Below are 18,569 nucleotides of genomic sequence, written 5' to 3' on the forward strand. Positions count from 1 at the left end.
CGTAGACCGGCCCTCCGCCGTCCCGGAGCAATCACTGGCTTCTGTCGAACGCACGTCGAACCGGGGTTACGTCCCGTGGTGGATCCGGCAGGTTGTGCCACGCGTGGCCACATCCCCCAGCGCAGTACAGCGACCGCCTGCGGGTGTCCGCAATGCTGAAGAGGGCGACGAGCAGGCGGAAGGACTTGTTGAGTTCGTAGGCCGGAAGTGCTTCCATCCCGAAGCGCCACTTCGTCAGCATCACCGCCGGCGTGTGGGTGGGGCGAATGCCGGAACGCGCGATGCTCTCCAGCACGTCCTCCTCGCAGGCGCGGGCCTGCCCGCAGAACAGCACCAGTGCGTGCAGGACCTTGCGTTGGTCAGCCTCTGAGAGGCCCTCGAACCACTCAACGCCCTCGGTCACCGGTCTACGCCCCTGTGCGAGTTCGTTCAGGATCACCTCGTGTGCGTACAACACAGACTTCCACCCCCATGGTTCAGACCGCCGGTACGCGCACGGGCCACCCGTGAGCAGCACGGTTTCTCGTGCCTTGACGGCACAGCCATCTGACGCGAGCAGCAGGCTCCCCGTCGAATCCTCGCAGCGCCTTCCAAGTGGTTCGCGTCCCGAGTGAGTGTCTAACTGCGTGACAACGCAGGCGAACAGCGGCGGACAAGTGCGGACGCCTGCGGACCATTGCAGCAGGTGAGGGGGACACCAACCCAAGGCAGAGCCCCCGCCCAAGTTGCTTCGGGACGAAGCGGTCGCTCCGTTAAGGTGCGCGGCATGACCGACGACGCCCCGGCCTGTCCCGAGTGCAGCCAGCCCATGAGGTCCGGCGGCTTCGTCCTCTCTCAACGGGAGGACGACGGCCGGCGGACCTGCCGGACGCTATGGAGGTGTACCGGTCGGCATGTCTGGTGGCGCTGGGCCGACCAGCCCGACGCACCTTTGGAGGCCTGCCCGGTGCCGGAGCTGTTCCGCTGACATCCAACGCTGACATCAACGACCCCGGACGGCGGCGACACACCGCAGCCGGTCATGGCACCGGTGCACGAGGCGGGACCCGACCAGGCCGAGGGGAGATCGAACTCCTAAAGCGGTGGTCAGCACGGTTGTTGTACAGCACGGAAGTACAGCAACCAGCGCAATCAGCCCCGAACATCAACGGCCCTGAGCGACCGTCTGACGCGCCGGCCAGACCTCTGCGACCACCCTGCCCATAGTTCGCATCGAGGGTCAGCCCAACGACTTGACTCGGTCGTTGAGACCCCGCCGACCTAGCAGCGCTGGGAGTGCCGAAAGCCGGGTCTGTCCCGAACGCGATGGGCTAGGATCCCCGCCGGGCGAAGCCGTAGCGCAGAGGTCGTCGCGCGCGGTCTCCAAAATCGCGAGGACGCCGGTTCGAATCCGGTCGGCTTCGCCCGCCCCAGCTGCCTGCCCAGGTGGATCTCAGGAAACCCTGAGGTCCCGTCAGCCTCTATGCGCGGAGTAGCTGACAGGCCCGCCACAGTCGTGCCAGATGGAACGGGGACTCACGGGGAATCAGGGTATGTAGGGGTACGTGGTGCCGGGCTCCGTCCAAGGCGGGACCCGCCGGCCAGGCCCTTGATCGCCAACCTCGCTCCTGAAACGGTGCTCACACGACGCCGCAGCCGACGGCAATGACGGCAACGACGGCGGACGACAGCGGCACCCGGCATCCTGGCACGGTTCCTGCAGGGTGCCATCGGACCGGACTATCAGGGCTTGCCCGCATCTTCTAAGCGCCTGCCCCTCAGCTCGCCTTCAGTGCACCCAGCCAATCGGCGAGCACGGAGAAGTCGGTGTCTTCCAGGCCCTTCGACGGGTCGACGCGATGGAGAAGAGACGGCCCGGCATGTTGGGCGGCGACCCAGAGGCGGTCCATGCTGCTGACCTCGTCGTCGACCCAGATGAACGGCCGGCGGTTGGCCCACTCGACGAGATGACGGGTCTTCCAGTGCAGGCCCCGCGGACTGCCGTCGGCACAGGCGTCCGGCCACTCGACCACGGGCAGCCTTGGTAGTCCGATGCGTGGGGCGACGACCTCGTTCGCCTCTTCCATCCATGTCGAGGCCCACACGAGATCACAGCCCAGGGCCGTGAGGCGCGATCCAAGATCAGGGTCAAGACGCCCAAGCAGGGGGTTCCCCTGGTCGATGGACACCTCAGAGTCGGAAGCTGGGGCTTGCAGGCCGCTGGAGCCGGTCCCGAACGGGATAAGGGGTCCGTCGACGTCGAGGAAGAGGATGGGGCGCTCCGCTGCGCTTGTCACGGCCGCACCATAGTCCGACGTGGCAGGGCGGCGACACTCCCTGTCCTGGGCCGTCTCTGGGCCGTGCGAGGGTGGCCGAGATCGACCGATGGTGACCGGCAGTGACAGGCGAGTCGAGGACGACTAGTGGGAAACCCCAGGTCACAGCCCCCCGACCGCACGCGTTTCCTCCCAGGGGTGGCGGTACGGCAAGATGGGGTGTTTCTTTCCACGAAAGTGGTCACGCACCCTCCCAGCTGCTCGTGGCAGATAGTGCAGGCAGCGACGGGGGACGCGATCCGCGGCCATCGAGTGTCGGCGCCGTTCTGCCGCAGTTCAGCAAGGTCCCCACTCCTGAATCACCCGAGCTTCCAAAGCTGAAAATGTCAGTTCAGGGTGATATGTCCTGCCAGGAGCGCAGTTCAATTCGGATGAAATCCGTCTACTTAACTCATGACCATTAACTTCCCTATCAAATGTGGTCAGGCCGCTACGAGACTTCAGTAGTGCCCCTTACTGTCTGGCTAACACGCGCATAGGGGGCAATATGGCCTGGCTTCGACCTGCCTGGTTGACCATGAACGTCTGGACTGTTACATCCGGGATCGCCGCGTTGACTCTCAGCGGCCTGGGCATCTACCTCGCGGTTCCTGCCTCGCCGAAGGAGACGTCCACGGGGTACTCGATCACAACGCCCGGTGAAGCGGACCGCATCGGTCTTTGCCTCCGCTCCGTCAAGGGCGCCGGCCACGTGCCGAAAGAGGGGACACTATGGCTCGTGGTTCATGGAATCGGCAACCGGGGCTACTACCTGTCCCGGCAGGTCCAGCCGGATGCCAGCGGCAGTGGTTGGATCGTCGGCTCCCTCCAGGTCGGCGGCGCCACCAGTCCAGAAGGACAGCAATACGAACTCCTCCTGTGGCGCCTCGACCCGCGGGTGACGGACGTCGTGAACCATGTGTTCACTGCGGAGGGCATGCCGGTCTTCGTTGGGCCTCCGCAGGGAGTGGTCACAGTGGCGCACACGACAGTCGCACGGACAGCCGACAAGCGTCCCTGCTCATAGGGCTCTCAACTCGCCAACCCGCGACGCCAGCTTGCCCGGATGCCCGATAGCGCGATGGACGGGCAGGAGCGCCCCATCTCGGTTCCGTCTCGTTCAGCCTGGTTCACCGGCGTCCAACCAAGACCAGGAGCCGACACTCTCCCGGTGGCGGGCCATCCATGAGCACAGGTGAACGGCTCTGTACAAGCGCCACCATCGCACCAATAGAGTTGGAAAGCGTGTTGGTCTTCGTCTGTCCTTGGGGCAGGGACGCGCATGGCTCAAGTCGGCGACACAGATCAGCGTGGCTGAGCGGGGTGGAGTTACTTCGAGGCACACGCGGACGTGGTCCGTTGGCGTTCTCACCAGCGTGGTTGGCTGTCGTCGGCTGAGGTGCGAACGGGCATGCGCCAGCGGCTCTCGGCATCGACGTTGGCGCATGAGCCAGGGTCGGCACAAACCCGAGGGGGAGGGGAGCCGCGGTGCGTTGTCGGCTCCCCTCCCCCTCGGGAGAGTTGTCATCTGCAGGTGCGTCGTTCGAGTCCGCCCTTCAGAGCCCTTGAGGTTCACCCGTCGCCAGACGGTGACCGCGGCTGGCAGCTACGCGAAGGACGTCTCGGAGAGCCCTGGTCAGCTCCCTCGCCAGTCGCTGGACTTCCGCCGGGTTTGTGTCCTTGTCGCCGAGGACTTCCAACGCCTGCTCCAGCAGATCGGTTGCTGAACCGAGCTGGACCGCTTCGATGTTGTCCGCAAGGCGGGACATGTAACCGCCCCGGTCGTCGGTGCTCAGGTAACAGGGCTTGCCCTCCGGACCCGTCCATGGGAGTAGCCGCAGCTTGTTCGGTGTGGTCATCCCCGAGTCTTCCTGTCGTCGGTCACGTGGTGAACGGTGAATACGGCGTCGACGCGATCCCCCGGGAACGACAACAGCGCGGCCTCGACGACGCGGCCGGCGGCGTCAGTTGTGATGCGGGTGATCGCGAGCACGGCCGCGGTGGCGCCGACCCGGAGGGCCGTTGCCTCGTCCGGCGTCGGGGGACGAGCACACACCGTCTCCCGGACGGCGGCTGGCGGCGGACCGAGAACGGCGAAGCGTCTGACCGCCGCCCGGCAACCGGATTCGTCGTCGAGCACTCCAGCAGGAGCCAGATCTCGCGGCATGTAGATGCGGGCCAACCCGCGCGGTGACTCCCCTTCGAGGCTGAGGCAGCTGAACTCCGCGAGGGGACTGCCCGAGGGAACTCTCAACAGGGCCGACAGGTCTGCGGCGGCCTGAACCGTGGCGCTGCGAACGGTGACGCGCAAGGACGGCTCAGCGGCGGTCCAGGGGTCCAGGATGCCCCAGCCACCCACGTACGTGATCTTCCGTAGAGGGCGGCGGACGAAGTTGCCCTTGCCGTGGATCTTCTCAACGAGGCCTTCGCCCTGGAGCACCGCGAGGGCGTGTCGCAGTGTCACCGTGCTGACCGCGTATCGCTCGGCCAGAACGGTTTCGGACGGCAGCCGTTCGCCCAGTTGGACTCGGCCGGTCGTGATCTGTTGCCGGAGGTCGTCGGCGATGTCGTGGTGACGGGAAGGCACGAGTCCGCTCACCGCCTTCTCAGCGATCGCACGGCGACGAGCCGGGTACGCGTGTGTATGGTCAGCAGCTCACCCGAATCGAAGACCAGTTGCTTCGCTCCCTGGGGAAGCTGGAAGAGGTCTCTCACTCGGCAGGCCCGGCCACCGAGCTGGATGATGTCGCCTCGCTGCACGGTGGCCGCAGTGATCTCGACGTTGGAGACCAGCGCGCCGCCGAGAATTCGGTCGATCACGACGCCACCCCCACCGGCGTGGACAGGTCTACCGCCGAGTGGCACGGGCAGTCGCACACCTCGTAGATCACCGGTACGTCGATCGGTGCTGATACCGGGGAGGACTCCGCGCAGACGGGGTGTGTGCCGATCCGGCAGGCTGCCGAGCGGTAGGGGACGGACGAGGTGCCCGTGAGGTGCGACTTCCGGCCGGGGGACATCAGCGGACCCCCACGAGGACCGGGGGCCAGACATCAGCCGGCAAGTGGGGCGCGACGATGACCGTGCGGGTCCGCTCACGCCTCTCCCAGGCCAGAACGTACGGGCGGACGAGTGCGACGTCCTCACCCCTGAGCAGGGGTCGCCCCGCTGCCCCGGCAGTGTCCCGGCTCAGCGCGGGGATCAGCGCGCCGCCGGGTTCAGGGGAGACGGCAGGAACCACCGGAAGCGAAGAGGGCGTTAAGGGGCGGCGGTGCCTGCCACTGGAGGAGTTCCGCACCCTGGTGAGGGAGAGGGCACGGCGGATACGGTTGAGCACGCTGGTCAGCTCCTATCGCTGATGGCCCGGTCCCCCGACATCGCCCGTCGTGGGGACCGTTCTGCGTACGACCGCCCAGAGAGTGCGGCCGTTCATGCTGGTGGCGAGCAGGCCGAACCGGTCGGCCGGAGCCACCGCGTCCAGGACCTCCCGCCAGCTCTCGGTGGAGAGCGATTCCGGTAACTCCGCCTCCACCGACGTGTGCCAGGGGTGTTCCTCCACTCGCGTGGAGAACCCGAGGGCGGACAGCCGGGCGGCAAGGGCCGCCGCGCTCAATCCCGAAGCGGGCACAGGGCAGCCTCCGTTACCGGCGATCACTTTGAGTGAAGCTAGTTAACTAGGTTAGGGCTAGTGGACTAGATTTTCCATATGCCTGAGCAGCCGCCCTATCTCCGCATCGCCGACGAACTACGGCGGCGGATCGCGGAGCACGTGTGGGAGCCGGGGGACCGACTTCCTTCCCGCGCCCAGATCGGCCAGGAGTGCGGCGTGGGCGAGAACGTGGTCCGCAGGGCTCAGGAGCTGCTGATCTCGCAAGGCGTGCTGGAGGGCCGCGCCGGGTCGGGTACGTACGTCGCCGAGCCCCGGCAACGCGTGCGCGTGGTCCGGTCGTCGGCGCGTGAGCAGCCCGAAGGCTCGCCGTTCCGGGCGGACATGAAGGCCGTCGGCAGGCAGGGTGACTGGGAGAGCAGGACCGACGCCAAGGTGCCGGCCCCGGCGGGAATCGCTGCCCGACTCGGTATCGACGAGGGCGACCTGTGTGTCCGGACCGCGTACGAGTTCCTGGCCGACGGCAGGCCCGTACAGCTGTCGACCAGTTGGGAGCCGTACGACCTCACCGTCGGCACCCTCGTCGTCCTCCCCGAGGGAGGCCCCCACGCCGGGGCAGGCGTCGTGAACCGCATGGCCGCCATCGGGATCACCGTCAGCCATACCGTGGAGCAGCCGGAGCCCAGGCAGGCGACCGCCGAGGAGGCGTCGCTACTCGGCATTCAGAAGGCCGCGCTCGTCACGCACATCCGGCGGACGTACTACAGCGACCAGGGGCGGCCGGTGGAGACCGCGGACATCGTGGTGCCTGCCGCTCACTGCGAGATCGTCTACGAGATCCCGATCAATCGCTGATCGTTCACCCCACACGGGACTCGCCGCAACAGGCATCATGGCGGGCGTGGGAATTGATGTGGAACTGCACTCGGCTCGGCCGGCCCGCGACTGGAAGAAGGCGCGCCGGACATTCCTGCAAGGGTGCTACGGCCACGGCGACGCGTTGGCCGACGCACTTGGCTCGCTTCACTATCTCGGCGTCCGCGGTCGGCTTCCCGCCGTCGATCCCTACGGGGACACGGTAATGAACGAGCAGGAAGCCGCAGCAGCCCTTAGCGAGTTGCCGGGCCTGAGCAAGCAATGTGCGGACGAGCGACAACGCGCGGCACTGGATGATCTCGCGGCGGTACTGGAACAGTGCGTGGCAACCCCGGGCAGCTACGTGTGGTTCGCGGGCGACTGAGGTGCAGGCGCCGACGCTGTTCACCGTGCCCCTGGCGTGCCCCTTCCGTGCCCGATCGAGCGGGAAACCGCGGGGAAACACGGTGACGAGCGGGCAGCGTGCAGCACAACGGCCCCAAACCATATGACCTGGTCAGGGGCCGTTCACATGTGCGGTGGGTGTGGGATTTGAACCCACGGTGACATCGCTGCCACGACGGTTTTCAAGACCGTTCCCTTAGGCCGCTCGGGCAACCCACCCGGCGCCGCTCGTGTGCGGCGGCGCGGGGACAAGACTAACGGGTTGGCAGGCGGGCGTGGGATCAGCTGTCGCCGATGCGGGAGCCGAGGGTGAGCTCCGCCGTGTGCTCCTTGCCGCCGCGCTTGTAGGTGACGGTGACCTTGTCGCCGGGCTTGTGGGTCCAGATCTCGCCGATGAGGGTGGGGCCGGAGTCGATGACCCGGTTGTCGAGCTTGGTGATGACGTCGCCGGGCTTGAGGCCGGCCTCGGCGGCGGGGCCGCCCTGTTCGACCGGGGCCGAGCCGCTGACGCCCTGGTCGGTGATCTTGGCGCCGTTGATCGTGTCCTCCAGGGACACCGACGCGCCGATCTTGGCGTAGACGGGCTTGCCGGTCTTGATGAGTTGCTGGGCGACGTACTTGGCCTGGTTGATCGGAATGGCGAAGCCCAGGCCGATCGAGCCGGACTGGCCGGCGCTGCCGAGACCGCCGCTGCTCGCGGACTGGATGGCGGAGTTGATGCCGATGACCGCGCCGCGTGCGTCGAGGAGCGGGCCGCCGGAGTTGCCCGGGTTGATGGAGGCGTCCGTCTGCAGGGCGCTCATGTAGGAGGCCTTGCTGTCCGAGCCGCCGTCGCTGGAGGCGACGGGACGGTTCTTCGCGCTGATGATGCCGGTCGTCACCGTGTTCGAGAGGCCGAAGGGCGCGCCGATGGCGATCGTCTCGTCGCCGACGGCCACCTTGTCGGAGTCGCCGAGGGCGAGCGGCTTGAGGTCCGAGGGGGCGTTCTTGAGCCGGATGACCGCGACGTCGTAGCCCTGGGCGTGGCCCACGACCTCGGCGTCGTACTTCCTGCCGTCGGGGAAGGTGGCGCTGAGCTTGCCGCCGTCGACGGCGTCGGCCACCACGTGGTTGTTGGTGACGATGTGGCCCTGGGTGTCGAAGACGAAGCCGGTGCCGGTGCCGCCCCGGCCGCCGCTCCCCTCGGCCTCGATGGTGACCGTGCTCGGCAGGGACTTGGCGGCCACGCCCGCGATCGAGTTCGGGTCGCGCTTGACCTGCGAGGCACCGGTGTCGGAGGCGGAGACCGTGGTGGAGCCGCTGTCGTCGTTCCTGGCCAGGGTGTAACCGAGGCCGCCGCCCAGGCCGCCGGCGACCAGCGCGGCCACCAGGACCGCGGCGACCAGGCCGCCGCGCCGGCTGCCGGGCTTGGGCGCGGGCTGCTGCTGGTACGCCGCGCCCCAGCCGGAGCCTCCGGCGCCGCCGTCCCCGCCGTCCATGTAGGCGGGCGTGGCGGGCGACGGGGGCGGCCAGGAGCCGTCGACGGGCGCGCCGGGACCCTGCGGTGCGGGGCCGCCCTGGGCTCCCGGGACGTACGGGGGCACGTCCGGGGGCGGGGGTGCGGCAGGGCCGCCCTGGGGGGCGGCCGGGTGCGGGGAAGCAGCGGGAGTCTCCACCGGCACGGGAGGTGCGGACGGCGCCGGCGGTACCGTGTTGCCCTCGTTCTCGGTGCTCACAGCTCTTCTCCTTGGTCCACGGCTGTTGTTGTCGGTCGCACTCGGTCACGCTCGTCATGCCCGCCGGCGACCCGGCGCGCTCAGCTGTGCATGTGCTGCAGATGTACGTAGTCAGCTTTTCCCACGGGCCGTCAGAGCACCATAAGCCGATGCTGTGGGTCCGGGTGCATTCTTTATATAGGTCATCTCACATGAAACGGACACATTATCGACGGCTCTCCGCCGTCCCTCCCATTCCGCCGCGGTGGCACCATGACTCGGTGACCCACGCACGGCAGCACCACATCCAGGTCGTCGCCCACCGCGGAGCCTCCGAAGCCGCCCCGGAGCACACGCTGGCCGCCTACCGGAAGGCCATCGAGGACGGCGCGGACGCCCTCGAGTGCGATGTGCGCCTGACCGCGGACGGTCATCTCGTCTGCGTGCACGACCGCCGCGTCAACCGTACGTCCAACGGCCGCGGTGCGGTGTCCGCCCTGGAGCTCGCCGACCTCGCCGCGCTGGACTTCGGGTCGTGGCGCACGCGCGCGTCCTGGCGCGGCCGGGCCGAGGAGCCGGACTGGGAGGTACGGCCCGAGGACCCCGAGGACACCTCCGTCCTCACCCTGGAGCGGCTGCTCGAACTCGTCGCCGACGCCGGGCGCCCGGTGGAGCTGGCCATCGAGACCAAGCACCCCACGCGCTGGGCGGGGCAGGTCGAGGAGCGGCTGCTGACGCTCCTGAAGCGGTTCGGACTGGACGCCCCCGCCTCGGCGGCGAGGTCGCCGGTCCGTGTGATGAGCTTCTCGGCGCGGTCGCTGCACCGGGTGCGGGCGGCCTCGCCGGCACTGCCGACGGTCTACCTGGTGCAGTTCGTCACACCGAGGCTGCGGGACGGCCGGCTGCCGGCGGGGATCCGGATCGCGGGCCCCTCGATCCGGATCGTGCGCAACCAGCCGGCGTACGTGGAGCGGCTCAAGCAGGCGGGACACCAGGTGCACGTGTGGACGGTGAACGAGCCCGAGGACGTCGACCTCTGCGTGGGCCTCGGGGTGGACGCCATCATCACCAACCGCCCGCGCGCGGTCCTGCACCGGCTCGGCCGCTGACCTGCCTCGGATCCAGCCATGATGACAGGGAGTGCTCCGGCGCGTTCGGTGAGTGACCGATCGTTCCAAATGCGTCGCCGGACGCGATTCGGCCGGTTTCCGGTACAGGCCGGTGGGGCATCCACTCCGTGGCGTGGGGCGAAGGAGGTCTCGGGGGTGGCGTTTGTGGTGGCACAGGAGGTGCCCACGTCGTCGAGCATGGCCGTACCCCATGGCCCTGCGGGCGTGGGGGAAGCAAGACACCGGATGCGTGATCAACTGCGCGGCGGTGGCGTGGCGGAATCGGTCATCGACGACGCCGTACTGATCCTTTCCGAACTCTTGAGCAATGCCTGCAAGCACGGCCGGCCGCTGCGCGGCGCCCTGGCCGGCGACGGCGACGTCCGGGCCGCGTGGCGGGTGGACGCGGGCGGCAGGCTGATCATCGAGGTGACCGACGGCGGCGGCCCGACCCGCCCGTCCCCGGCCACCCCCTCGGTCACCGCGCACGGCGGCCGCGGGCTGAACATCATCAGCGCGCTCTGCGACGACTGGGGGGTACGGGACGGCGTCGGCGGCGAGGTCACCGTATGGGTGGTCGTCCACGACGACGTGCACGACCCGGACGCCGGCCACCGTCGCGACGACTTCGCCTCCCGGATCACCGCGCCGGCGGTGGTGACGGCGGTGCCCGACCTGGGCTTCACGGACGCCTTCGGCGACCTGGACTGACACACGCACGCGTACGCCGCGCCCGGGCACCGCCCGGGCCGGAGGCGCCGTGGGCGCGTGCCCGCGGGGCCGGCCGGAGGGAGACCTCGGGTCGGTCGGCGTGCTCCGCCTCGGACGCCCGCCCGCGGGGCCGCCCGGTTGTCCACATTTCCCGGCGCGTCCACAGGGTCCCGTCGTTGACGGCGTGAACGGCTAGGCTCGCGCCCGTACGAGACGAGCCGTAACCGGGAGACACCCAGATGGCCAAGAAGCGACCCCAGACGAAGGCCAAGCGCCCGCAGCTCACGGATGGAGAGATCCCGGTCGTCGGTGCGCGCGAGCCCTGCCCGTGCGGCAGCGGCCGGCGGTACAAGGCATGCCACGGGCGGGCCGCCGCACACGCGGTGACCGAGCTGGTGCAGCGCCCCTTCGAGGGACTGCCCGGCGAGTGCGACTGGGTGGCGCTGCGCGAGCTGGTCCCCGCCGCCACGGCCGGGCTGGCCCTGCGCGACGGCCTGCCCGACGGCGTCCCGGCCGTCACCCTCGCCACGGTCCTGCCGATGGCCTGGCCCGCGCTGCGCCGCGACGACGGTTCGGTGCTGCTCGGCCTGCAGAACGACACGGCGTCCGGCGACATCAGCCGCGACCTCGCCGACACTCTGCTGCGCGCCCTGGAGGCCAAGCCCGGCACCCCGGTGCAGGGCCGCCGCGCGCCGGCCGACGGCCCGCGACTGCAGGACCTGCTCGACCTGAAGGCGCCCTTCGAGCCGGTGGTGCACGAGGGCTTCGAGTTCTGGGTGCCGGACGCGGAGAACGCGACGCCGGAGGTCACCGCCTCCCTGGAGCGGGCCAACGCGGCGGCCATTCCGACCGTGCGCCTGGAGGGCGTCGAGGCGGCGTACTGGTGCCGGACGCCGGAGAAGAACCACCTGCGCTGGGTCATGCCGCACCCGGAGGAGCAGCTTCTGGACGCCCTCGCGCGGCTGCACGCGGCGGGCCGTTCGAACCTCGGTGAGAGCACCCGTCTCGTGGGCTCCTTCCGGGCGCACGGCCTGACCGTGCCCGTGTGGGACCTGCCGAGCGGGATGGGCGCCCAGGACGTGGAGAAGCCGGCCGCCGAGTTCGCCGAGCAACTGGCCTCCGCGCTGGCCAGCGAGGCGCCGCTCACCGGGGACGAGCGCCGGGCCCGCGGCGGTCTGACCAACCGGCAGGTCACTCTGAGCTGAGACGACGACCGGGCGGCCGGTCCTCGATCGGCCGCCCGCTCCGCGTGAGCCGGCCAGTCGTCCGGTCGCCGTCCGATCGGCCGCCCGGCTCCCGCGGAGCGGGTGACCCCCGTCACAACGAGCCGACGGCGCGGACGAGTCGGTGACCGGAAAGGCCGTACGCCCGGTGACTGGAAAGCCGGGATCGAATTTGCGAACTGCCGATCTCTTGTTACCGTTCCAGTAGCCCGGTTGCTGGTGCATCCCCCGTCGCCAGCAACCGGGCGCTTGCGTGTCCGCCGTCACTCACCGAGCGCAGTCGCGTGTCAACCGCCCGTCGTCATCGGCGAGTTGCTCCCCGACCGCAGCAGCAGCGCGGCCCGCCCGCCGCGCTCGGCGAACTCCGCGACGGCGCTGTACGCCGCCGCCGCGCCCCGGCTGCGCTCCCGCGGCGTCTCACAGGTCTCCGGCTCCTCGCCCCCGGCCGGCGCGCAGTGCGTCCGCACGGTGCGCCCGCCCGGACCCATGAGGGTCAGGCCGGCGTCCAGGGGCCGTCCGGGCGCGTTGCGGTAGTAGGTGCGCGCCCAGGTGTCCCCGCCCTGGGTCAGCACACAGGTCTGCGCCTCGACTCCGCCGGGCGAGGTGACCTCGGGGCCGCAGCGCGCGGCGGTGGCGAGCCCCAGGCCGAGCACCCGCGGGGAACGGGCGGGCGCGGCGGATGGCATCTTGTCGTCGCCCGGCAGGACGCGCACCGCGGACCGGGCGTCCCCGCCGCTCCGTTCGCCCACCTGGCCGGCGGACGCGCCGGCCAGCGGCAGTACGAGGGCGCAGCCGACGACGCCCAGGAGGGCGAGCAGGCGGACGCGCCGGGGATCGGGGCCGCCGCCCGGCACTCGGCTTCCGGGTCCGGCGGGGGGACACAGCATGAGGGGACGATAACGACCCGGAACGGGCGCTTCGCCCGCCGCGGCCGCGACACCCCTACAACTCGGGGGCGCTCACACCCGTACGAGTGAGGGCCTCCACCACCGCGTCGACCACGGCCTCCACGTCGGGCACCCAGGGCGAGGCGGAGCCGGGCAGCGGGGCGCGCTCCCAGCGGATCGGGCCGGTCCCGGTCTCGGAAGGGGGCAGGGCGAGGTAGCCGCCCTCGCTGTGGAAGCGGAGCGAGCCGGGGACGAAGTCCTTGGCGTAGAGCAGCTCGCCCAACTGCTCCATGGAGTAGGGCTTGACGAGGATCGCCCAGCGCTTGGGCGAGGCGACGACCGGCCCGAGGCGCATGCCGACGCGGTCGAGCGCGGTGAGGGCACGGGCGGCCGGGAGGGCCGGCAGGCTCACCGCGCAGGGGGCCTTGCCCCCGGTGGCCAGGACGATCGGCGCGGTGGGCCGGTTGGTCCACCACCAGCGCACCATGCGGGCGTCGGTGGTGGCGGCCAGGAGGCCGGGTTCGAAGGGGTGCGCGCCGGGCACCGTGCACTCCGGGTCGGGGCAGCCGCAGCGGCCGCTGCGCCGCGTGTCCGGTGCCACGCCCGGCAGCACGGGCCACTGCCACCGGGTCGCGAAGGTCAGGGCCGCGCTGATCGGCTCAGGCCTCTCGTCGCTGCGCTGGGACAGGAGCCCGCGTCGCCTTCCGGGGATCTCGCGCATGAGCGCTCGTTCCTTTCCGTTGCACCGCTGGCAACACCGTGGACCACTCACACCATGTGTCGATCACTGACTGTGCGTACCTGTTGGCGCATCACACCCCTGCCTTCAGGCACGGGGAACCCCTATGGGCCGAGCATCGGCTGCTTCCACGGCAGCCCCGTCCATACTGCGTCTACCAGAAGCATGGGCGTGGCGCGGGGTGGCGGAGCATGGCGTTACGCCGTCTTGTCTTCTGCTCTCCGCCGCCGTCGCGCAAGGATGGGGCACGGTCGTCGGTGGTTAAGACGCCCGGGTCCGTCGCCAGGTTCCGGGTGGCCCCCAACCACCCCTGGCCTTCTCCGAGTACGTACCCATCACGACCGCTGTGACGCTCTGTCGAGCGGACCCAGTCGACCGCAACAGGCCGTCACCCGAGGCAGTTTCAAGCCAACTTCCCTTTTTAGCAAGAGCTCGGGAAGAAGACCCCGAGAAGCCCTCTGACACCAGGAATCCCGGCAGGACAATGCTGGACATCCCCTCACGAGTGCGTGTACATGTGGAGACACTGCTGGCGGCGCAGAATGACATGGGGGTTTGCGATGCTTTTCAGCAATACGCACCGGTCGGAAGGCCGGGCGCCATGAACGCCCCCCACCCTCCGAAAGTGGCTGGAATCGATTCGACGGTCCCGGCACCCGCACACACTGTCGCGCCCTCACCCGCCGCCCCGGACCCCTCCCCGAGCGGTCCGTCCGGCCCGCACGCCCCCCGCGCACCGGGCGCCCTCCTCCAGGACCGGCTCGCCGGCTGGGTCTCCGACCTCACCACCCTGAACGAGCTCACCGAACGGCTGGCCCGTACGAACGGACTCGACGCCGCCCTGAAGGAACTGCTGCGCGCCGGAGCCGCCCTCGTCGGCGCCCGCCGCGGCCTCGCCGTACTGGAACCGGACGACGGACTCGGCCCCGACACCACCATCGGCCTCGGCCTGGCACGGGCCGATCTCGGCCACATCGAGACCGTGCCGCGCAGCGCCATGCCGTACGGGACGCTTCTGGACACCGCGGCCGGACTGCCCGGCGGCGACGGCGAGGACGTGCGCCCCGACCTGTTCGCCGAGGCCGGCCTCGATCCGCGCCACCGCGAGGTGGCCGGCCGCCTCGGTTACGCCGCCAGCTACGCGCTGCCCCTGTCCACCGAGGCCGCCGGACGCCTCGGTGCCGCCGTCTGGTTCTACGACGAGCCCGCCGAACCGGACGAGCGCCGGCGCCACCTCGTCGGCCTCTACCTCCGCTTCGCCACCGAGCACCTGGCGCGCCTGCTCGACACCGAGCGCACGCGCGCGTGCATGGCGACGGTCTACGAGGAGCTGCTGCCCTCCCGGCTGCCCCGCGTCCCCGGTGTCCAGCTCGCCTCCCGGCACCGCACCGGGCCGCGCGGCGGCGGCGACTGGTACGACGCGCTGCCGCTGCCCGACGCCGCGCTCGGCCTCGCGGTCGGCTCGGTCACCGGCGCAGGGCCGGGCGCGATCGCCGCGATGGGCCGGTTGCGGGCCTCCCTGCGGGCGTACGCGGTGATGGAGGGCGAGGATCCCGTCGCCGTCCTGTCCGACCTCGAACTGCTCCTGCGGCTGACCGAGCCCGCCCGCTCCGCCACGGCCCTGTTCGCCTACTGCGAGCCCGCCCTGCGCCGCGTCACGATGGCGGGCGCCGGGCACTGCCCGCCGCTGGTGCTCGGCGAACGGCGCACGGAGTTCGTGGAGACGTCGGTGTCCGCTCCGCTGGGCATGCTCGCCTGCTGGGAGGCACCGAGCGTGGAGTTCCGGGTGTCCGAGGGCGAGACGGTGCTGCTGTACACCGACGGGCTGCTGCACCGCACCGGCGACCCCGTCGACCGCGCCTTCGCCCGGCTGCACACGGCAGCGGCCGGCGTCCCGCGCGCGCTGCGCCACGACCCGGCGGCCGTCGCCGACCACGTGCTGCACACGGTCCTGCCGAACGGCCTGGACATGACCGACGGCACGGAGGACGTGGCGCTGCTGGCGGCGCGCTTCGAGTAGGCCGCCCGGTAACAGGCGCTTCCGCCTCTGGCCCCCTTCCGCACGACCGTACGATGGGGGACGGCCCAGTGGCTGTATCGAGGAGGAAGACCGTGGCGCAGAAGCTGCCGGAGACCCCGGAGACCGCCGAAGAAGAACCGATCAAGCAGCGGAAGAACGGCCTGTACCCGGGCGTGTCCGACGAGCTCGCCGAGAACATGAAGTCCGGCTGGGCCGACACCGAGCTGCACGGCCTCGAACCGGTCGCCCAGGCGGAGCACACCGCCCGCCGCCGCGCCGCGCTGTCCGCACGCTTCCCCGGCGAGCGCCTGGTCATTCCCGCGGGCAACCTGAAGACCCGCTCGAACGACACGGAGTACTCCTTCCGTTCCTCGGTCGAGTACGCCTACCTCACCGGCAACCAGACCGAGGACGGCGTCCTGGTCCTGGAGCCCACCGCGGACGGTCACCGGGGGACGCTCTACCTCCTGCCGCGCTCCGACCGTGAGAACGGCGAGTTCTGGCTCTCCGGCCAGGGCGAGCTGTGGGTCGGCCGCCGCCACTCCCTGTCCGAGGCCGCGACCCTGTACGGCATCCCGACCTCCGACGTGCGCGAACTGGCGGACAAGCTGCGCGAGGCCACCGGCCCGGTCCGCGTCGTGCGCGGCTACGACGCCGGTGTCGAGGACGCCCTGACCGACAAGGTCACCGCCGAGCGCGACGAGGAACTGCGCGTCTTCCTCTCCGAGGCCCGCCTGGTCAAGGACGAGTTCGAGATCGGCGAGCTGCAGAAGGCCGTCGACTCCACCGTGCGCGGCTTCGAGGACGTGGTGAAGGTCCTCGACAAGGCCGAGGCGACCAGCGAGCGCTACATCGAGGGAACGTTCTTCCTCCGCGCCCGCGTCGAGGGCAACGACATCGGCTACGGCTCCATCTGCGCGGCCGGCCCGCACGCCTGCACGCTGCACTGGGTACGCAACGACGGCCCCGTCCGCTCCGGCGACCTGCTCCTGCTGGACGCGGGCGTGGAGACGCACACCCTCTACACCGCCGACGTCACGCGCACGCTGCCGATCAACGGCACGTACGACGAGATCCAGAAGAAGATCTACGACGCGGTGTACGAGTCCCAGGAGGCCGGCATCGCGGCGGTGAAGCCGGGCGCCAAGTACCGCGACTTCCACGACGCCGCCCAGCGCGTGCTCGCGGAGAAGCTCGTCGAGTGGGGCCTGGTCGAGGGCCCGGTCGAGCGGGTCCTGGAACTCGGTCTGCAGCGCCGCTGGACGCTGCACGGCACCGGCCACATGCTCGGCATGGACGTCCACGACTGCGCCGCCGCCCGCACCGAGACGTACGTCGAGGGCACGCTGGAGCCGGGAATGGTCCTCACCGTCGAGCCGGGCCTGTACTTCCAGGCCGACGACCTGACCGTCCCGGAGGAGTACCGCGGCATCGGCGTCCGCATCGAGGACGACATCCTGGTCACCGAGGACGGCAACCGCAATCTCTCCGCGGGCCTGCCGCGCCGCTCCGACGAGGTCGAGGCCTGGATGGCGTCGCTGAAGGGCTGACACGGAGGGAAGGCCGGGTACCCGCGGGGTGCCCGGCCTTCCCGCGCCGGGCCGTGCCCGGTGAATTCACGTACCTGGGGGGAGGGTTCTCGTGGACGACTCCTGGTCCGGCGCCGGGTTGGACCTGCATCTGGAACCGGACGCGACGGCGGGCCGCCGGGCGGGGCTGGAGAAGGCGCTCCGCGACGCCGTGCGGGACGGACGGCTGGCACCCGGCACACGGCTCCCGGCGACCCGCCGGCTGGCCGCCGAACTCGGCATCTCGCGGGGCACCGCCAAGGCGGCGTACGACCAACTGGTCGCCGAGGGCTATCTGACGGCGCGGCAGGGATCGGGCACCCGGGTCGCCGACCTGCCGGCCGTCGACACGCAGGAGCCGGGAGCCGCGGCACGCGCGCGTGCTCCCCGATTCGACCTGCGGCCGGGCAGCCCCGACGTCGGCACGTTTCCGGCGGCGGCCTGGCTGCGCGCCCTGCGCCGCGCCATCGCGACGGCGCCCTCACTGACGTACGACTACGGCGACCCGCGCGGCCGGATCGAGCTGCGCACGGCGCTGTCGGGCTACCTGGGCAGGGCGCGCGGCGTGATCGCTCCGCCCGAACGGATCGTCATCACCTCCGGGTACGTGCAGGGGCTGGCGCTCCTCACCCGCGTCCTGGACGGCGCCGAGGTCGCCATGGAGGACCCCGGACTGCCCTTCCACCGGGAGGTCGTGCGGCGGGCCGGCGGCAGCGTGGTCCCGGTCCGGGTCGACGAACGGGGAGTGTGCACACGGGACCTGGGCGAGCAGAGGGCCGTCGTCGTCACCCCCGCCCACCAGTACCCGACCGGCGCGACCCTGCACCCGGAGCGGCGGCGGGCACTGACCGACTGGGCACACGCGCGTGGCGGGCTGATCGTCGAGGACGACTACGACGGCGAGTTCCGCTACGACCGCCAGCCGGTGGGCGCGCTCCAGGGCATGGCACCCGGTCAGGTCGCCTATCTGGGCACCGCGTCCAAGACCCTGGGGCCCGCCCTGCGACTGGGCTGGATGGTGCTGCCGCCGCACCTGGTCGACGCGGTGGCCGAGGCCAAACTGCACAGCGACCACCACACCGAGACCATCGGCCAGTTGGCGCTCGCCGAACTGATCGACAGCCACGCCTACGACCGGCACATACGCGCGTGCCGTCTTCGCTACCGGCGCCGCCGGGACCAGCTCCTGGGCCGGCTGGGCCCCCGCCGGGTGCGCGGCATCGCGGCCGGCCTGCACGCCCTGGTGGAGGTCGCCGACGAGGCGGAGACGCTGGCCCGCGCGGAGGCGGAGGGCCTGGCCCTCGGCAGCCTGGCCGAGCACTGGCACACCCCGGGCGGGGACCGCGCCCAGGGCGTGGTCGTCGGCTACGGCACTCCGCGGGAACGGGTCTACCCCGAGGCCCTCGAAGCCCTGGCGAAGCTCCTGGCGGACTCCTGAGGCCGCGCCGGACCCGGGA

The 18,569-nt window shown here is 70.7% G+C and carries 18 protein-coding genes and 2 tRNA genes; 10 read left to right on the top strand and 10 right to left on the bottom strand.

Translation table 11 applies throughout. From position 1 onward, the window contains the following. Positions 1-31: 31 nt before the first annotated feature. On the bottom strand, positions 32-439 hold the full coding sequence (locus ACF09J_RS03780) for a DUF5958 family protein (RefSeq protein ID WP_392303749.1): 408 nt from the start codon (positions 437-439) through the stop codon (positions 32-34). 889 nt (positions 440-1,328) lie between these two features. On the opposite strand from ACF09J_RS03780, the gene ACF09J_RS03785 reads away from it, so the two are divergent. After that, positions 1,329-1,403 (top strand) — tRNA-Trp (locus ACF09J_RS03785). A gap of 354 nt (positions 1,404-1,757) precedes the next feature. Here ACF09J_RS03785 and ACF09J_RS03790 read toward each other — a convergent pair. Continuing rightward, a complete protein-coding gene (locus ACF09J_RS03790) occupies positions 1,758-2,276 on the bottom strand; it encodes an HAD domain-containing protein (protein WP_392303750.1) in 519 nt (172 codons plus the stop codon). 550 nt (positions 2,277-2,826) lie between these two features. Between ACF09J_RS03790 and ACF09J_RS03795 the strand changes: the two genes are divergently transcribed. Then, positions 2,827-3,321, top strand: coding sequence for a hypothetical protein (locus ACF09J_RS03795; RefSeq protein WP_392303751.1), 495 nt, complete (start codon positions 2,827-2,829; stop codon positions 3,319-3,321). 529 nt (positions 3,322-3,850) lie between these two features. On the opposite strand, the gene ACF09J_RS03800 is transcribed toward ACF09J_RS03795, so the two are convergent. The 4 genes from ACF09J_RS03800 to ACF09J_RS03815 form a co-directional block, all read right to left on the bottom strand. After that, the gene (locus ACF09J_RS03800; protein WP_392303752.1) at positions 3,851-4,153 is read right to left on the bottom strand and encodes a hypothetical protein; all 303 of its coding nucleotides are present in this window, start codon (positions 4,151-4,153) and stop codon (positions 3,851-3,853) included. Beyond that, entirely contained in the window at positions 4,150-4,893 is a 744-nt protein-coding gene (locus tag ACF09J_RS03805) for a GntR family transcriptional regulator (protein ID WP_392303753.1), read from the bottom strand. The genes ACF09J_RS03800 and ACF09J_RS03805 overlap by 4 nt, the downstream gene beginning before the upstream one ends. After that, positions 4,890-5,114: a hypothetical protein gene (locus tag ACF09J_RS03810; protein ID WP_392303754.1), complete on the bottom strand. Its 225-nt coding sequence runs from the start codon at positions 5,112-5,114 to the stop codon at positions 4,890-4,892. Before ACF09J_RS03810 ends, ACF09J_RS03805 begins: the two co-directional genes overlap by 4 nt. A gap of 529 nt (positions 5,115-5,643) precedes the next feature. Next, positions 5,644-5,922 carry a hypothetical protein gene (locus tag ACF09J_RS03815; RefSeq protein WP_392303755.1) on the bottom strand — a complete coding sequence of 93 codons (279 nt, stop codon included), beginning with the start codon at positions 5,920-5,922 and terminating at the stop codon, positions 5,644-5,646. 78 nt (positions 5,923-6,000) lie between these two features. Here ACF09J_RS03815 and ACF09J_RS03820 point away from each other — a divergent pair, with 78 nt between their 5' ends. Further along, a complete protein-coding gene (locus ACF09J_RS03820; RefSeq protein WP_392303756.1) occupies positions 6,001-6,756 on the top strand; it encodes a GntR family transcriptional regulator in 756 nt (251 codons plus the stop codon). Between the two features lie 37 nt (positions 6,757-6,793). After that, a complete protein-coding gene (locus ACF09J_RS03825; RefSeq protein WP_392303757.1) occupies positions 6,794-7,141 on the top strand; it encodes a hypothetical protein in 348 nt (115 codons plus the stop codon). A gap of 152 nt (positions 7,142-7,293) precedes the next feature. Here the strand turns inward: ACF09J_RS03825 and ACF09J_RS03830 are convergent. Both ACF09J_RS03830 and ACF09J_RS03835 read right to left on the bottom strand, forming a co-directional pair. Next, positions 7,294-7,380 (bottom strand) — tRNA-Ser (locus tag ACF09J_RS03830). Positions 7,381-7,442: 62 nt separating this feature from the next. After that, positions 7,443-8,876 (bottom strand): S1C family serine protease, encoded by a 1,434-nt coding sequence (locus tag ACF09J_RS03835; protein ID WP_392303758.1) that lies wholly within the window; start codon positions 8,874-8,876, stop codon positions 7,443-7,445. A gap of 260 nt (positions 8,877-9,136) precedes the next feature. Between ACF09J_RS03835 and ACF09J_RS03840 the strand changes: the two genes are divergently transcribed. The 3 genes from ACF09J_RS03840 (at position 9,137) to ACF09J_RS03850 (ending at position 11,880) form a co-directional block, all read left to right on the top strand. Next, positions 9,137-9,964, top strand: coding sequence for a glycerophosphodiester phosphodiesterase (locus ACF09J_RS03840; protein WP_392303759.1), 828 nt, complete (start codon positions 9,137-9,139; stop codon positions 9,962-9,964). 69 nt (positions 9,965-10,033) lie between these two features. Beyond that, positions 10,034-10,675, top strand: coding sequence for an ATP-binding protein (locus ACF09J_RS03845; RefSeq protein ID WP_392303760.1), 642 nt, complete (start codon positions 10,034-10,036; stop codon positions 10,673-10,675). A 239-nt stretch (positions 10,676-10,914) separates the two neighbouring features. Continuing rightward, positions 10,915-11,880, top strand: a complete 966-nt coding sequence (locus ACF09J_RS03850; protein ID WP_392303761.1) for a DUF5926 family protein — start codon at positions 10,915-10,917, stop codon at positions 11,878-11,880. Positions 11,881-12,185: 305 nt separating this feature from the next. Here the strand turns inward: ACF09J_RS03850 and ACF09J_RS03855 are convergent, their stop codons facing one another. Beyond that, positions 12,186-12,785 (bottom strand): hypothetical protein, encoded by a 600-nt coding sequence (locus ACF09J_RS03855; RefSeq protein ID WP_392303762.1) that lies wholly within the window; start codon positions 12,783-12,785, stop codon positions 12,186-12,188. Positions 12,786-12,840: 55 nt separating this feature from the next. Then, positions 12,841-13,506: a bifunctional DNA primase/polymerase gene (locus ACF09J_RS03860; protein ID WP_392303763.1), complete on the bottom strand. Its 666-nt coding sequence runs from the start codon at positions 13,504-13,506 to the stop codon at positions 12,841-12,843. A gap of 502 nt (positions 13,507-14,008) precedes the next feature. On the opposite strand from ACF09J_RS03860, the gene ACF09J_RS03865 reads away from it, so the two are divergent. The 3 genes from ACF09J_RS03865 to ACF09J_RS03875 all read left to right on the top strand — a co-directional run bounded on the left by ACF09J_RS03865 (position 14,009) and on the right by ACF09J_RS03875 (position 18,550). Next, complete coding sequence (locus ACF09J_RS03865; RefSeq protein ID WP_392303764.1) at positions 14,009-15,544, top strand: PP2C family protein-serine/threonine phosphatase; 1,536 nt, start codon at positions 14,009-14,011, stop codon at positions 15,542-15,544. Positions 15,545-15,597: 53 nt separating this feature from the next. Then, entirely contained in the window at positions 15,598-17,094 is a 1,497-nt protein-coding gene (locus ACF09J_RS03870) for an aminopeptidase P family protein (protein WP_392303765.1), read from the top strand. Between the two features lie 91 nt (positions 17,095-17,185). After that, positions 17,186-18,550, top strand: a complete 1,365-nt coding sequence (locus ACF09J_RS03875) for a PLP-dependent aminotransferase family protein (RefSeq protein ID WP_392303766.1) — start codon at positions 17,186-17,188, stop codon at positions 18,548-18,550. Positions 18,551-18,569 lie beyond the last annotated feature (19 nt).

It is taken from the genome of Streptomyces sp. NPDC014889, from assembly GCF_043081205.1.
Lineage (GTDB): Bacteria > Actinomycetota > Actinomycetes > Streptomycetales > Streptomycetaceae > Streptomyces.

Coding starts and splice junctions, on each gene's coding strand:
- ACF09J_RS03845 (WP_392303760.1), top strand. CDS start 10,034: ATGCGTCGCCGGACGCGATTCGGCCGGTTTCCGGTACAGGCCGGTGGG.
- ACF09J_RS03820 (WP_392303756.1), top strand. CDS start 6,001: ATGCCTGAGCAGCCGCCCTATCTCCGCATCGCCGACGAACTACGGCGG.
- ACF09J_RS03870 (WP_392303765.1), top strand. CDS start 15,598: ATGGGGGACGGCCCAGTGGCTGTATCGAGGAGGAAGACCGTGGCGCAG.
- ACF09J_RS03800 (WP_392303752.1), bottom strand. CDS start 4,153: ATGACCACACCGAACAAGCTGCGGCTACTCCCATGGACGGGTCCGGAG.
- ACF09J_RS03850 (WP_392303761.1), top strand. CDS start 10,915: ATGGCCAAGAAGCGACCCCAGACGAAGGCCAAGCGCCCGCAGCTCACG.
- ACF09J_RS03865 (WP_392303764.1), top strand. CDS start 14,009: ATGCTGGACATCCCCTCACGAGTGCGTGTACATGTGGAGACACTGCTG.
- ACF09J_RS03825 (WP_392303757.1), top strand. CDS start 6,794: ATGGCGGGCGTGGGAATTGATGTGGAACTGCACTCGGCTCGGCCGGCC.
- ACF09J_RS03860 (WP_392303763.1), bottom strand. CDS start 13,506: ATGCGCGAGATCCCCGGAAGGCGACGCGGGCTCCTGTCCCAGCGCAGC.
- ACF09J_RS03855 (WP_392303762.1), bottom strand. CDS start 12,785: ATGCTGTGTCCCCCCGCCGGACCCGGAAGCCGAGTGCCGGGCGGCGGC.